General features: G+C 64.4%; 12 protein-coding genes and 1 tRNA gene. 5 read left to right on the forward strand and 8 right to left on the reverse strand.

Annotated elements, in window-relative coordinates:
• The first annotated feature begins 134 nt into the window (after nucleotides 1-134).
• The gene (locus PCJ49_RS22390; RefSeq protein WP_269912916.1) at nucleotides 135-305 is read left to right on the forward strand and encodes a hypothetical protein; all 171 of its coding nucleotides are present in this window, start codon (nucleotides 135-137) and stop codon (nucleotides 303-305) included.
• An 8-nt stretch (nucleotides 306-313) separates the two neighbouring features.
• Here the strand turns inward: PCJ49_RS22390 and PCJ49_RS22395 are convergent, their stop codons facing one another.
• Complete coding sequence (locus tag PCJ49_RS22395) at nucleotides 314-1009, reverse strand: tRNA-uridine aminocarboxypropyltransferase (RefSeq protein ID WP_269912917.1); 696 nt, start codon at nucleotides 1007-1009, stop codon at nucleotides 314-316.
• A gap of 208 nt (nucleotides 1010-1217) precedes the next feature.
• Here PCJ49_RS22395 and map point away from each other — a divergent pair, with 208 nt between their 5' ends.
• From map to PCJ49_RS22410, 3 genes are all read left to right on the forward strand, one after another.
• Nucleotides 1218-2045, forward strand: coding sequence for a type I methionyl aminopeptidase (map, locus tag PCJ49_RS22400; protein ID WP_269912918.1), 828 nt, complete (start codon nucleotides 1218-1220; stop codon nucleotides 2043-2045).
• A 91-nt stretch (nucleotides 2046-2136) separates the two neighbouring features.
• Entirely contained in the window at nucleotides 2137-3015 is an 879-nt protein-coding gene (radC, locus tag PCJ49_RS22405) for a DNA repair protein RadC (RefSeq protein ID WP_269912919.1), read from the forward strand.
• A gap of 95 nt (nucleotides 3016-3110) precedes the next feature.
• A tRNA-Arg gene (locus PCJ49_RS22410) sits at nucleotides 3111-3187 on the forward strand.
• A 24-nt stretch (nucleotides 3188-3211) separates the two neighbouring features.
• Here the strand turns inward: PCJ49_RS22410 and PCJ49_RS22415 are convergent.
• From PCJ49_RS22415 to argH, 5 genes are all read right to left on the reverse strand, one after another.
• Nucleotides 3212-4504, reverse strand: a complete 1293-nt coding sequence (locus PCJ49_RS22415) for a hypothetical protein (protein WP_269912920.1) — start codon at nucleotides 4502-4504, stop codon at nucleotides 3212-3214.
• 231 nt (nucleotides 4505-4735) lie between these two features.
• On the reverse strand, nucleotides 4736-7369 hold the full coding sequence (locus tag PCJ49_RS22420; RefSeq protein WP_269912921.1) for a TIGR02302 family protein: 2634 nt from the start codon (nucleotides 7367-7369) through the stop codon (nucleotides 4736-4738).
• Nucleotides 7370-7446: 77 nt separating this feature from the next.
• The gene (gene lysA, locus PCJ49_RS22425; RefSeq protein ID WP_269912922.1) at nucleotides 7447-8736 is read right to left on the reverse strand and encodes a diaminopimelate decarboxylase; all 1290 of its coding nucleotides are present in this window, start codon (nucleotides 8734-8736) and stop codon (nucleotides 7447-7449) included.
• A 12-nt stretch (nucleotides 8737-8748) separates the two neighbouring features.
• On the reverse strand, nucleotides 8749-8916 hold the full coding sequence (locus tag PCJ49_RS22430) for a hypothetical protein (protein ID WP_200819759.1): 168 nt from the start codon (nucleotides 8914-8916) through the stop codon (nucleotides 8749-8751).
• A 192-nt stretch (nucleotides 8917-9108) separates the two neighbouring features.
• Nucleotides 9109-10533, reverse strand: a complete 1425-nt coding sequence (gene argH, locus PCJ49_RS22435; protein ID WP_269912923.1) for an argininosuccinate lyase — start codon at nucleotides 10531-10533, stop codon at nucleotides 9109-9111.
• A gap of 108 nt (nucleotides 10534-10641) precedes the next feature.
• Here argH and PCJ49_RS22440 point away from each other — a divergent pair, with 108 nt between their 5' ends.
• The gene (locus PCJ49_RS22440; protein ID WP_269912924.1) at nucleotides 10642-11226 is read left to right on the forward strand and encodes a TlpA disulfide reductase family protein; all 585 of its coding nucleotides are present in this window, start codon (nucleotides 10642-10644) and stop codon (nucleotides 11224-11226) included.
• A 25-nt stretch (nucleotides 11227-11251) separates the two neighbouring features.
• On the opposite strand, the gene PCJ49_RS22445 is transcribed toward PCJ49_RS22440, so the two are convergent.
• Both PCJ49_RS22445 and PCJ49_RS22450 read right to left on the reverse strand, forming a co-directional pair.
• Entirely contained in the window at nucleotides 11252-11824 is a 573-nt protein-coding gene (locus PCJ49_RS22445; RefSeq protein WP_269912925.1) for a DUF1003 domain-containing protein, read from the reverse strand.
• Nucleotides 11825-11933: 109 nt separating this feature from the next.
• Nucleotides 11934-13418: a Do family serine endopeptidase gene (locus tag PCJ49_RS22450; RefSeq protein WP_269912926.1), complete on the reverse strand. Its 1485-nt coding sequence runs from the start codon at nucleotides 13416-13418 to the stop codon at nucleotides 11934-11936.
• Nucleotides 13419-13719 lie beyond the last annotated feature (301 nt).

The raw sequence follows: 13719 nt of genomic DNA on the forward strand, positions 1-13719 counted from the left end.
CATAAAGGCCTTGTCCCGGACCCCCGTTCTGACGGGGAGGATATCCGGTTCTATGCAACTCTTATGCCGTGGAATGACAAGGAACGGGGGCTACCCGTCTTGATGTGGGGCAGGGGGCACCCCACATCGATGGCATGACTGAAAACCAGATTCTCGCCCTTGTCTCCTCCCTGATGGTACTGGCCTTCCTGCTGTTCAGGAATGGACGCAGCTTCCCGCGTGAAGGATTATTATGGAAGATCGCCCTCTGGCTGGCGATCTTCCTGGGCGTCGGCCTGTTCTATCAGGCGTTTGGGCCGTTCTGAGGGCTCGCTCAGCCCTCAGCCACCGGGGCGGGCTTGGCACCGGGACGGCGGCGGCGGTTGCGCCAGCGCTTCAACAATTCCTCAAACGGTTCCAGCAGCCGTTCCTGCAAACCGGGATCGCCTTCCAGCTTGCCCAGCACGAAGGCACCGGCCTCCAGGGTGGAGACGCTTTCGCGGCGCGGTTCCTTGCGCACGGTGCCGTAGGCGGAGCGGAAATCCGGATGGATGACGATGCGCCGCAGCTTCAGCAGCCAGGCATTGCGCCACCATAGGGTCTTGGCCTGGCTCCAGGTGCCGTCGATCAGCACAATGCCTTCCAGATCGGCCAGGATCAGGTCGCTTTCCGGCGACACATCCTTGCGGCCGAACACGGCAACGCCGCCGCGCGGTACTTTGGCCACCTCTTCCTTGCTGCCCATATGCAGCACGCCCCAGCGCTTGGGATCCACCTGCCGGCCCAGCACCTTGGACAGGGAGGGCCAGGACAGGCCGACCTTCACCACCGAGCCTTCAATCTGCCCGGACAGCAGACGGGCCGTACCCAGCTCCACATCCTGTTCCTGCGGGTGCTGCAGGATCAGCAGTTGCAGCCGGGTCTTCTCCGGCTCCAGCTCGGCGCACAGGCAAAGGTCTTCCGGCTTGCCGCAGATGCGGCAGGGTTCCGGCGGGGCGGGCGGGGGCGGCAGGATCAGGTCGTCGGTCATGATGGCCGGAACCATAGCGCAGGTGCCGGCCGGTTTCATCGAAAATGGCCCTGCCCTGGCTGCTGCCCGGCCCTGCGCTTGGCCGCATGGCGCCTCCCGCCCTGGCGGGGGTTGGACGCGGTGGCGCGGCGCGTGTAAGGTCGCAGCAGAAGGAAGATGGCCGGCTGGGCAAAGCCGGCCTCGGTATAGCAGAGAGCAAGCAGACGTGATGACCGACAGCGATATGGCCGACGATTATGAAGAGCGGCGCCCCATCAAGATCCACAAGCCGGAGGATTTCGAAGGGATGCGCCGCGCCGGCCGTCTGGCGGCGGCGACGCTGGATTATATCACCCCCTTCGTCGTGCCCGGTGCGGTGACGGAGGAGCTGGACGACCGTATCCTGCAATACGTGATCGACAATGGCGGCACGTCCGCCACCGTCGGCTACAAGGGCTATACCAAGGCCTCCTGCATCTCCATCAACCATGTCGTCTGCCACGGCATTCCAGGGCCCAAGCGGCTGGTCAGCGGCGATATCACCAATATCGACGTCACCGTCATCGTTGATGGCTGGTTCGGCGATACCAGCCGTATGTATCTGGTGGGCGATGTGGCACTGAAGGCGCGCCGGCTGGTTGATGTCACCTATGATGCCATGATGCGCGGCATTTCCGTGGTGAAGCCGGGGGCCACGTTGGGCGATATCGGCTTTGCCATCCAGTCCTATGCCGAAAGCTTCCGCTATTCCGTGGTGCGGGATTTCTGCGGCCATGGCCTGGGCCGCGTCTTCCATGATGCGCCGTCGGTGCTGCATTACGGCCAGAAGGGCCGGGGGGCGGTGCTGGAAGAAGGCATGTTCTTCACCATCGAACCGATGATCAATGCCGGCGGCTATGCCGTGAAGGTGCTGTCGGACGGCTGGACCGCCGTGACGCGGGACAAGAGCCTGTCGGCCCAGTTCGAACATTCCATCGGCGTCACCAAGGACGGGTTTGAAATTTTCACCCTGTCCCCCGCCGGCTATACCAAGCCGCCCTACACCTCCGCCGGGTAACCAGCGCAGTTTTTACACCTGACCCCTTGCCCGTCCCCGCCGACACTTGTAATCAAGTATGCAGCGGGGCGGGCAAGCTGGGGTTTTGCGCATGACGGGCAAACAGGGTGCGCTGGGCGAGGCGATGGCCGCGTCGGTGGAAGCGGATGATGATCTGCTGGCCCGCATGTTGGCCGGCGGCGGCGATGCCCCCGCCCGCCGCAAGGCGAAACCCGCCAAATCCGCCGCCGCTGCCAAATCCCCCCCGCCGGACCCGGCCGCAGCACCCGCCGCCGATACCGGGGCAGAGGCGGAAAAGCCGCATTATCACGGCCACCGTGACCGGCTGCGGGAACGGTTCCTGTCTGCCGGGCCGGATGCGCTGCAGGATTATGAATTGCTGGAACTGCTGCTGTTCCAGGCCATTCCCCGCCGCGATGTGAAGCCGCTGGCCAAGGAATTGCTGACGGCGTTCGGCAGCCTGTGGGCCGTCACCCAGGCCAGCCCGGAACAGTTGAAGGCCCGCTTCGGCTTTTCCGATGGCATCATCGCCGCCTTGCGGGTGGTGGGGGCCATCGGGTTGCGCATGGCGCGCCAACAGGTGATCGGCCAGCCCATCCTGTCATCCTGGCAGAAGCTGCTGGATTACTGCGCCGGGGCCATGGCGCATGAACCGGTGGAACAGTTCCGCCTGCTGTTCCTGGACCGCAAGAACACCCTGATCGCCGACGAGGTACAACAGCGCGGCACGGTGGACCATACGCCGGTCTATCCGCGAGAGGTGGTGCGCCGGGCGCTGGAACTCAGCGCCTCTGCGGTCATCCTGGTTCACAACCACCCCAGCGGCGACCCCACGCCCAGCCGGGCGGATATTGAGATGACCAAACAGATCATGGCCGCCGCCACGGCCCTGGGCGTGGTGGTGCATGACCACGTGATCATCGGCAAGGGCGGCCGCTATGTCAGTTTCAAAAGCGCCGGCCTGATGTGACGCCGGGGCCGCCGCTGCGGCAGGGAAGGGTGATTTTTTGACAGTTTCACCCTTTCGTCCCCCGCCGAATGACGCTATATCGTCCCCCGTGGTTTGCGTCCGTAGCTCATCAGGATAGAGCGCCGGTTTCCTAAACTGGAGGCAGCAGGTTCGAGTCCTGCCGGGCGCACCACGATTTTTCTGACATGATTGTTGGTTAGGGTGGGCTCGTGATGCCATAAATCCGTCCGGCATACCCTCGAACTTCCCCTGTCGCCCGGGCTTCGAGCTCGCGCAGATAGGCGAGAAACTCCTCCTTATTTGCGTAACTGTAGATGCGGGCGCGATAGTGCAGGTCGCGGTGCAATTCGCCCTCACCAAGCAGCAGCGCGCACTCGCGATCGACGAACATTGCATCTACATAAGGTGCATATGCAGCGATAGCCCGGAAATCGGTCATTAACCCGCGTGTGAATTTTCGCTGCCCCATCGTTACTCGTCTGCCGAATGCTGCGAATAAATAGGCGAAGATGCGATTGAACGGCATCTCGTGTAGGCGCGGCCAATCCCAGAATGTGCTGACACGCAACATCGCTACATCTTCAGACGCGCCCTGGCCCAGAAATTTGTACAACATACGAAATTCCCTCCAGACCGGTGCCAGCGTGGCATTAATCATGCCTATACTGTCACCGTCCGTGCCGATATTTACCATACGCTGAATGACACTTAGGAGCGCCATGCGCCGATGCTGACCAAATTGCGATTCACGACGAAGAATCTCACGAAAAGGTGGTTTCTCTTTGGTCCAGGCCGCGACTAGCTCCTTCAACGCGGCGAATCCCTCGTCACGGCTGCGACGGATGCCATCCGCGAATTGCGAATAATCTGTGTTCACGCTGACACGCATGTCCGGCAACCAGCCATTGCGTGATCCGTGCAGGATTGCGTCGGGAGTAAACGTAAGCAAGGGTTCGCCGCCGTCGCGGAACGCTCGGGCGAACGCGAGCACCTGATGCATTTCGATTTCATCACTGTTATGCAACGAGGCGTCACCTCCGATATCCTCATACGCATCGCGCAAGCCGCGTGGATCGTGAAAGACGATCGTCTCGTTGGAGTGAAGGTCCGAGTGCGGCAAAATTGCCTGCTGCAGTAGGACGACGCGGCGCAGGAGTGGGATCAACTCTTCATAGAAATCCCGATGACCGGGTGGAGCTTGACCGCCAGCTTTGATCTTAAAGATGGTACTGAACATGAATTGATCGAGATATATGCACGCTTTATCGACTTTTGGCAGCACTTCATTGTAGCTGTATCGGCATTTTGTACAGCGAAGCGTTATCAAATCACGCCCAGCACCAAGTAAGCCAAACGTCTGCCCTAGGCAGCGCGGGCATTTCTCGAACGGTCCTCGCTCCCAGGTGAAAGTATCATCCATTAAGCAAGCATAGATCAGGTAAATATATAAATTCAAATGAAAAAAATTGAAAAAATCAGCCGCGCTCATGCTTGATATGAGCGACCATTCTGGTCAAAAACGTGAGCAACTGGATGTTGCTGGAAACCGTATCGACAACCGAAGTTGGGGGTGGCCACTATTCTCAAATCTCTCTTATAATCCACCTCTCCGCATCCGACCCCGACTCAGCCACAATTCCTGCTACACCTGATCGCAGTTTAAGTGCTCCAGAGCCGCGACCTCCACACCTGAGGTGTTCGGTCAATCAGGCACTCTTACTCACCCCCCATTAAACCGGTTCAGCAACCGGTCAATATAATCCCGCTCCTGCTTCGGCCGGTTCTGTTCCCCCGCCCGCCGACGCAGTTCTTCCAGGATTTCGCGGGCGCGCTGTACATCGCCCTGGGTGGGGATTTTCACGTCTTCGCCGCCCATATTGCCATTGCCGGGCAGGGGGCGGCCCAGCGGGTCGCGGCCTTGCTGGCGGCCGGTCTGGGTGCGCTGGCCGCCGGATTGGCCCTGCTGGTTGGCCATCTGCTGCTGCATGGCTTGCAGGGTTTCCTGCAATTGCTGCAGGGCCTGGTTTTGTGACGGGATGGCCTGGGCGGCATTGCCCTGGCCCAGGGCCTGCTGCGCCTCCCGCATCGCGCGTTCGGCATCGCCCAGCGATTGGGGTATCTGGCCGTTGCCCATCTCCCCCAACTGGCGCATCACCTCGCCCAGTTGCTGGCGCAGGGCCTGCTGCCGGGCGGCGGCATCGCCGGCTCCCTGGCCCTGGCCCTGCGCGCCCTGGCCGGGTGGCTGGCCACCGGGCTGGCCCTGTTCCCCCTGCTGCGGGCTGGGGCGGCGGCCCTGGCGGTTGGGCAGGCCGAAGCCCGGCATCTGCATATTCTGTTCCGGCGGGGCGGCTTCCTGTGCCTGCCGGAATGTCTCATCCAGCAATTCGCGCTGCTGGCGCTGCACATCCTGCAGCTTCTGCGACAATTGCTGCATGGCCTGCTGGCGGGCGGCATCTTCCGCCGTCTGCGGCGGCGGGGGCGGGGCGCCGTTTTGCAGATTTTCCATCATCTGCTGCAATTGCGACAGCATTTCCCGCGCCGCCTCCCGGCCGCCGGCCCGCGCCATGTCGCGCATCTGCTGCACCATCCGTTCCACATCCTCCCGGCTCATCACCTGGGTGTTGGGATCGGTGGGGGCCTGGGCTTGCGGCGGGGGCTGGCCGTTGCGGGCCTGTTCCAGCGCCTGGCGTTCCAGCGCATCCATGAATTGCTGCATCGCCTGTTCCAGGCGCTGCATGGCCTGTTCCACCTCTGCGTCAGAGGCGTTGCGGTCCAGTGCCTCCATCAATTCCTGCTGGGCGCTGCGCAGGTCGCGTTCGCTGAGCGCCACGCCGCCATCTTCAATCCGCAGCGCCACATCCCACAGCAGGGCCACGGTGCTGGGCAGCGCGCCGGGCGACTGGTTCAGCATCAGCCGGGCAATGGCGGCGCGCAGCCCCATGAAGGCGACCGGGTCGCCATTATAGGCACCGGGGCGGGCAGAAATCTCGTTCAACTCCCGCGCCGCCATGGGGCGGGCGGCGTCGCCGGCCTGGATCAGCGCCTTGCGCTGGTCGATGATGGCGCGGGCCACCGGGTGGTTGAACACCCGTTCCGGCAGCACCAGCTTGCGCTCACTGCTCTGCCCCGTCTGCCCAGCGCCATCCTGGGCGCGCAGGCGAATCTGTACCGGCAGCCCGGCCCAGGGATGGCCGGTCAAATCCTCATACGCCACGCCGGAGACTTCCCGTTTGTTGCGGGCCGGCACGGGCAGGGTGATGTCGATGGGGGTGCGATCGATGGTGGGGGCGATATCGTCGCTGTCCAGCGTCGCCGTGGCGGTGACGCTGGTGATGCCGTAATCATCGGCGGCCGTATAATCCAGCCGCACGGCCTGACGTTCCGTTACCGAGGGCGGGGTGCGGAAGGCGATGCCGGGGCCCGTATCGGGCACCACCTGGATATCCCAGCCCGCCACCTCCCGCCCGGCCTGCCGGATGGCAATGCGCTCGCCCTCCCGGACGGCCTGTTCCACCTGCCAGCCACCACCGGCCACCGGCTGGAACGGCACTTCCTCCCCATTGACCTTCAGCTTGGGCGTGCCATAGCCGCCGGTCAGCCGGGCGGTGAAGGTGCTGCCCTGCGGCAGCGCCACCGGCCCCGGCTCCCCGCCATCGGCCGGTTTCTGGCGGGTCAGAAAGATCGGCGGCTGGCCGGTATAATCGGGCGGTTTCACCCAGGCATCCAGCGTGGTGGGCACGCCGATCTGCGACAGGCCGACACTGGGCAACAGGGCGGATGTGAAGCGGCTGCCCAGTTCCCCCCAGCCCAGCGTGGCACCCACGGCCAGCAACAGCACGGGGATGGCGCGCAGGCCCCAGGGGTCGCGCGCCGTCACCACCGGGCGGGGGGCGCCCAGCTTTGTATGGGCCGCCTGTTTGCGGGCGCGTTCCTGTGCGGCCCGCCACAGGGCATGGGCCAGCGGGTCGCCGGCCCCGCCGGCAATGCCGTCATTCAACTGGGTCAGGGGCCGGTGCGGCAGGGCGCTGTCCTGCTCCAGCCGGCGGCGCGCTTCCTCCACCGTCGCGGGGCGGAACCCGCGCAGGTCACGCCAGCCCAGCCAGCCGATGCCGCCCAGCGTGCCCAGCAGCATCATTGCGTGCAGCCAGGCCGGCATGGCGATGAACAGGCCCATCCAGGCCAGCGCCAGGAACAGGCCGCCCGCCGTCAAAGGCCGCCAGAGGCCGCGCCACAAAGCCTCCGCATCCAGCACCAGCCGGGCCAGACGCAGGCGGCGGGCCGCCGGATCGCGCGGGGCCTTTGCGGGCGTGCGCGTGATGCTGGCGGCCTTTTTCTCTTCGGGGCGACGGTCCATTTCGATCCGGCTGTCATGGGCTGCCGGTTTGGCACCGACAGCCCCTTATTACGTACCGAAACAACCTACCGCGCTTTTCAGCCGCGCGGCGAGAGCCATTCCGGCATTTTTTCCAGCGACAGGCTTTCCTGGAAGCTGGGGCGGCGGCGAACGACCGCATATTCCGCCCCGGATACCAGCACCTCTGCCACCAATGGACGGGAATTATATGTCGAAGACATGGCGGCGCCATAGGCACCGGCCGTCAAAAAGGCCAGCAGATCGTCCGGTGCCACCGGCGGCATCGGCCGCTGGCGGGCAAAGGTGTCGCCCGTCTCGCAGATCGGGCCGACAATATCCACCGGGTCCAGGGCGGCATCGGCGGCGGGCTGGGCCACCGGCACCACACTGTGCCATGCCTCATACATGGCGGGGCGGATCAGGTCGTTCATGGCGCCATCCACCACCAGGAAGCGGCGATGCAGCCCTTCCTTGACATGGATGGTGCGGACCAGCAGCAGACCGGCTGCGGCCACCAGCGACCGGCCCGGCTCCAGCGTCACTCGGCAGCCCAGATCGCCCACCGTATCGGTGATGGCCTGGGCATAGGCCGGGTAATCCGGGCTGGCATCCTCGGGCTTGTAGGGCACGCCGAGGCCGCCGCCCAGATCAATGCGGGACAGCGGCACGCCCTGGGCCTGCAGCTCCCGCACCAGCCCGGCCAGCTTGCCAAAGGCCTGCCGGAACGGCGTCGTCTTCAGCAATTGGGAACCGATATGCACGGCAATGCCCACCGGGTTCAGCCCCGGCAGGGCCATGGCCTTGGCATAGGCGGCAGAGGCATGGCCGTAATCGATGCCGAACTTGTCTTCCTTGCGGCCCGTGGCGATCTTGCCATGGGTTTCGGCATCCACATCCGGGTTGATGCGGATGGCGATGGGGGCCTCAACCCCCAGCTCCACCGCCACGGAGGACAGCATGTCCAGTTCGGGCAGGCTTTCCACATTGATCTGGTGGATGCCGGCGCGCAGCGCCTCCGCCAGTTCCTCCCGCGTCTTGCCGACGCCGGAAAAGACGATCTTGTCCGCCGGGATGCCGGCGGCCAGTGCCCGGTGCATTTCGCCCGACGACACCACATCACCGCCCGCCCCCAACTGGGCCAGGGTGCGCACGACGGCCAGATTGGAATTGGCTTTCAGCGCGTAGCAGATATCCACATCCCGGCCGGCAAAGGCATCGGCATAGGCGCGCCACGCCGCTTTCAACCCTTCGGTCGTATAGACATAGGTGGGCGTGCCGATCTCCGCCGCGATGCGGGAAAGCGCCACGCCCTCGGCATGAAGGGTGCCGTCGACATAATGGAAGCCGGGGGTGGGGAAACAGGTCATTGCGGCAGTACCTCAGTCGGCTTGGGACGGGTTGGTCGGGCTTTTGGCCGGCTTGGGATCGGTGGCCGGATCGGGATAGGTGCGCGGCGGCGGGCTGCCCGGCGGCGCCTTGGGGAAGTTGGGTTTCATGCCGCAACCGGCCAGCGCCAGCAGGGCGATGAGGATAAGGGTGGTGCGCATGGGCGGGTTCCTGGTTGGGGGCGTAAGAGAGATAGCGATCAGGCCGGCTGACTTCATCATCACCGTCACCCCGGCGAAGGCCGGGGTCCAGTTCGTAGAGCACAGCGCCCTTTGAGTCTGGACCCCGGCCTTCGCCGGGGTGACGGTGGTTAATTACTCAACCCTTGTCCCGAACGCCTATGGAGCAAACCCTCACAAAAACCGCGCCTTCGCCATCGCCACGGCGGCCTTCACCCGCTCCGGCGCGGTGCCGCCAAAGCTGGTGCGGCTATTGACGGAGGCTTCCAGGGTCAGCACGGCGTAGACGCCTTCATTGATGCCGGGATGCACCGCCTGCATCTGGTCAAGCGGCAGATCGGCCAAGCCGCAGCCGGCCTGTTCCGCCAGCTTCACGATGCGGCCGGTAATGTGGTGGGCGTCGCGGAAGGGAATGCCCAGGCTGCGCACCAGCCAGTCGGCCAGATCGGTGGCGGTGGGGAAGCCCGCCTCCACCGCGCGGCGCATGGAAGCCGGATCAGCCACCATGTCGCGGATCATGCCGGTGGTGGCGGCCAGACACAGGGCCAAGGTCTCATCGGCCATGAAGACCGGTTCCTTGTCTTCCTGCATATCCTTGGAATAGGCCAGCGGCAGCCCCTTCATCACGATCAGCAGCCCGTTCAAGGCACCGATGACGCGGCCCACCTTGGCACGCACCAGTTCGGCCGCATCCGGGTTACGCTTCTGCGGCATGATGGAGCTGCCGGTGGTGAACGCATCGGACAGGCGGATGAAGCGGAACTGCGTCGTGCACCAGATGACAATCTCTTCCGCCAGCCGCGACAGGTGCGTGCCGGCGATGGAGGCCACCGCCAGATATTCCAGCGCGAAATCGCGGTCGGACACGGCATCCAGCGAATTGGCGGTGGGGCCGTTGAAGCCCAGCAGGCCGGCCGTCATGTCGCGGTCAATCGGATAGGGCGTGCCGGCCAGGGCGGCACTGCCCAACGGACATTCGTTCAAACGGGCGCGGGCATCGCGGGCGCGGGAACGGTCGCGGCCCAGCATTTCCACATAGGCCAGCAGATGGTGGCCGAAGGTCACCGGCTGGGCCGTCTGCAAATGGGTGAAGCCCGGCATGATCGTGTCGAAATATTCTTCCGCCCGGTCGATCAGGGCCGCCTGCAAGGCCTTCAGGTCGCCATCCAGCCGGTCCAGCGCATCGCGCACCCACAGCTTGAAGTCGGTCGCCACCTGATCATTACGCGAACGCGCCGTGTGCAGCCGGCCCGCCGGTTCCCCGATAATCTCCTTCAGGCGGGATTCCACATTCATGTGGATATCCTCATTCTCCACCGTGAAGGTGAACTGGCCATCGGCGATTTCCTTGGCCACCTGATCCAGCCCGGCCAGGATGGCATCACGGTCGGCGCCGCTGATGATCCCGCGAGAGGCCAGCATGGTGGCATGGGCCTTGGACCCGGCAATATCCTGCGCCCACAGCTTCTGATCAAAGCCGATGGAGGCGTTGATCTGCTGCATGATGGCGGCGGGGCCGCTGGCGAATCGCCCACCCCACAGCGCATTGGCATCGGCTGCATTGGCGGCGGTCGGGGCGGCTTTGCTCTGGTCAGACATCGGGATCGGTCGCTTCCGGGGTTGACGTCGGGGGACGATGACACGAACTCTGTCACGCGGGGCGGCCAAATGGTTCGGCCCCCCGCACAACGGTTTCAAGAGGGCAGAATGGCGATTTTCCGACGCATCGCAACAATCGTGGCTGCGGGTACAGCAATTCTCTTAGCGGGGGGCTCTGCCCTGGCGGCGGAAAATTCCACATCCGCCGGCCCGCTGCCGGCCTTTCAGGGGGAATCCCGGCCCTTCGTGCCCAGCCCCGACCGGCCCGCTTTGCCGGCGCTGACGGTCAATGATGCCAATGGCCAGCCCATCGCCTGGGACGGGTTCAAGGGCAAGGTGTTGCTGGTCAATCTCTGGGCGACATGGTGCGCCCCCTGCATCAAGGAAATGCCGTCGCTGGATAAATTGCAGGGCGAATTGGGCGGCGACCGGTTCCAGGTGGTGGCCATTTCCGTGGACCGGGCCGGCATCAATGTGGTGAAGCCCTTCTTTGAGAAGGCAGGCATCCAGCATCTGCCGGTCTATCTGGACCAGAAAATGACCAGCATGAAGGCCTTCCCCGTGAAGGAAGGGCTGCCGCTGACCATCCTGGTGGATGCCAAGGGCAATGAGGTCGGTCGACTGGCCGGCGGTGCCCATTGGGACAGCGAGGAAGCCAAGGCCCTGATCCGCAAGGTGATGGCACAGGGTTAAGTATAATGGGGGGCGTGGCCCCCCCTCACCCCAGATGCAACCGTTCCACCGCCGCCCGCAGCAGGGCGATTTCCTCCTGCTGCTGGCTTAACATCTGCTCCACCTGATCGGTGCGCATCCGGTCCAGCTTTTCATGCAGGGCCATGATTTCCAGCTCGGCCTTCAGGTTGATCTCGTAATCCATATTGGCTTGCGCCCGGTCCTTGGCGGCCTGGCGGTTCTGCGACATCATGATGATGGGGGCCTGCAGGGCCGCCAGGGTGGATAGCATCAGATTCAGCAGGATATAGGGATAGGGATCCCAGTCGAAACCCAGCCAAGCCGCGTTCAGCGCTATCCAGGCCAGCATGAAGATGCCGAAGCCGATAACAAAGGCCCAGGAACCGCCGACCCGGGCCACCTGATCGGCCATCCGGTCGCCCAGTGGCATCGTGGCTTCGAACTCCCCCCGGGCATTACGGCTGATGGCGCGGCGATGGGCGATGCGGGCCAGCACCCGCCGCTCCTTCTCGGATAGTCCCGATTCACCGTTTTCCAGAAGCTGTTCCGCCAGTTGCCGGATTTCGCCATTCATCATTGCACCTTGGGGCTGATTCATATCGGTATTATAGCCGTGCCGTCTTCTTGACGCTGTGTTGCATTACACAGGCAAACGCCGCCGCCGGCTTGGCCGGCGACGGCGTTCCATTTCAGAAGGAAACGAATGATCAGACCGGCTTGACCGGGATGGTCAGGAAGGCGCTGGCATCGCCCCGGCGGACCTGGATCAGGGCGTTCTTGCGGCCGGCCTTGGCAGCGGCACTCACCTGTGCCGACACATCGGCCGGCTTGGCAACGGGCGTGTTGTTCACCGACTGGATCACGTCGCCGGCCCGCAACCCTTCCACATCGCCCGGCACATCCAGCACCACCACGCCGTTGACATCCCCGTCCAGTTGCAGGCGTTCCCGCCACTGGTCGTTCAGGCTGGACAGTTTCAGGCCGGCCACCTCTGTGCCTTCCTCCTTGGCGGCACCGCCACGGGCGATGCGCTGGTCGGGGCTGGCGGGGGCCTGGGCAACGGTGATCTTCAGATCACGCGCCTTGCCATCGCGCCAGACGCTCAGATCCACCTTGGCACCGGGATTGACCATGCCGACATGGCGGGCCAGATCGCGGGTATCCTTCATCGGCTTGCCATCGGCGGACAGCACCACGTCACCAGCCTTCAGCCCGCCCTTTTCCGCCGGGCTCTTCGCTTCCACACCGGCGATCAGGGCGCCTTCGGGCTTGGGCAGGCCCAGGCTGTCGGCCAGTTCCTTGGTCATGGGCTGCAGGCTGACGCCCAGCCAGCCCCGATCAATCTTGCCGTTCTGTTTCAGTGTCTCCAGCACCGGCTTGGCCATGTTGGACGGGATGGCAAAGCCGATCCCGACCGAACCGCCATTGGGGGAGAAGATGGCCGTGTTGATGCCGATGATATCGCCGGCCATGTTGAAGGTCGGCCCGCCGCTATTGCCCCGGTTGATGGAGGCATCCAGCTGCAGGTAATCATCATAAGGGCCGGAGCCGATGGCGCGGCTGCGGGCCGAAACGATGCCGGCGGTTACCGTGCCGCCCAGGCCGAACGGGTTGCCGACGGCAATCGCCACATCGCCCACGCGCACCTTGTCGCTGTCGGCAAATTTCAGGGCAGCCAGCGGCTTGTCGGCCTTCACCTTCAGCACGGCCAGATCGGTACGCTCATCCTCGCCAACAATCTCGGCGGCGCGTTCGGTGCCATCCTGGAAGGTGACGGTCACCTCATCGGCATCGGCGATGACATGGCGGTTGGTGGCGACATAGCCTGACGCGTCAAAGACAAAGCCGGAACCCAAGGCGCGGGCCTGCGGGGCGCGGCCGCCGCCGCCATTGCCGCCGCCCTGGCCATCGGGCAATCCTGGCACGCCGAAGCGGCGCAGGAATTCTTCAAAGCCCGGCGGCATGTCGCGCATCACCGGACGGTCGGGGGCGTTCTTGGCGGCGGTGATGGTGACGACGGCGGGCGACACACGCTCCACCAGATCGGCGACACCGCCCTTTTCCATCACTTCCGACGGGGCTGCGAAGGCCTGGGGGGCGAAGGCTGGCACAAAGCCGCCCAGCAGGGCGGTGCCGGCCAACAGGGCGGCGCCCATATTGCGCCGAAGAGCCCCGGTCTTACGGACGGTCATCTGTCTGCTCCATTCTTGTTACGCCACCATCAGGGCCGGCGCTGGCCGGCGGCGGTGGCTATTTCGATGAACGCATCCTGACAGAAGGTGGCCAACGCCGATCTGTCAGGCCGATGAAAATTCTGTCATCCGGGCAGTGGCTGCCCCGGGTTTTGTTCTGCCCGTTTTCAAGGCCCGATTGGATGAAACTTTGTTCATGTTCGTGAAAGGGGGCTGTCACGGGGCCGGGGTTAGGTTGGTCTCATGGATCGGCGGGCAACCCCACAGTCCCCCACTTCCCCTCGCCCCCCGATCCTGGCGC

The sequence above is a fragment of the Niveispirillum sp. BGYR6 genome, from assembly GCF_027568365.1.
Classification (GTDB): domain Bacteria; phylum Pseudomonadota; class Alphaproteobacteria; order Azospirillales; family Azospirillaceae; genus Niveispirillum.

Bases quoted from the DNA above. Each gene is read 5' to 3' on its own strand.
- PCJ49_RS22390 (WP_269912916.1), top strand. From the start codon at position 135: ATGACTGAAAACCAGATTCTCGCCCTTGTCTCCTCCCTGATGGTACTG.
- PCJ49_RS22395 (WP_269912917.1), bottom strand. From the start codon at position 1,009: ATGACCGACGACCTGATCCTGCCGCCCCCGCCCGCCCCGCCGGAACCC.
- map (WP_269912918.1), top strand. From the start codon at position 1,218: ATGACCGACAGCGATATGGCCGACGATTATGAAGAGCGGCGCCCCATC.
- radC (WP_269912919.1), top strand. From the start codon at position 2,137: ATGACGGGCAAACAGGGTGCGCTGGGCGAGGCGATGGCCGCGTCGGTG.
- PCJ49_RS22415 (WP_269912920.1), bottom strand. From the start codon at position 4,504: ATGAGCGCGGCTGATTTTTTCAATTTTTTTCATTTGAATTTATATATT.
- PCJ49_RS22420 (WP_269912921.1), bottom strand. From the start codon at position 7,369: ATGGACCGTCGCCCCGAAGAGAAAAAGGCCGCCAGCATCACGCGCACG.
- lysA (WP_269912922.1), bottom strand. From the start codon at position 8,736: ATGACCTGTTTCCCCACCCCCGGCTTCCATTATGTCGACGGCACCCTT.
- PCJ49_RS22430 (WP_200819759.1), bottom strand. From the start codon at position 8,916: ATGCGCACCACCCTTATCCTCATCGCCCTGCTGGCGCTGGCCGGTTGC.
- argH (WP_269912923.1), bottom strand. From the start codon at position 10,533: ATGTCTGACCAGAGCAAAGCCGCCCCGACCGCCGCCAATGCAGCCGAT.
- PCJ49_RS22440 (WP_269912924.1), top strand. From the start codon at position 10,642: ATGGCGATTTTCCGACGCATCGCAACAATCGTGGCTGCGGGTACAGCA.
- PCJ49_RS22445 (WP_269912925.1), bottom strand. From the start codon at position 11,824: ATGAATCAGCCCCAAGGTGCAATGATGAATGGCGAAATCCGGCAACTG.
- PCJ49_RS22450 (WP_269912926.1), bottom strand. From the start codon at position 13,418: ATGACCGTCCGTAAGACCGGGGCTCTTCGGCGCAATATGGGCGCCGCC.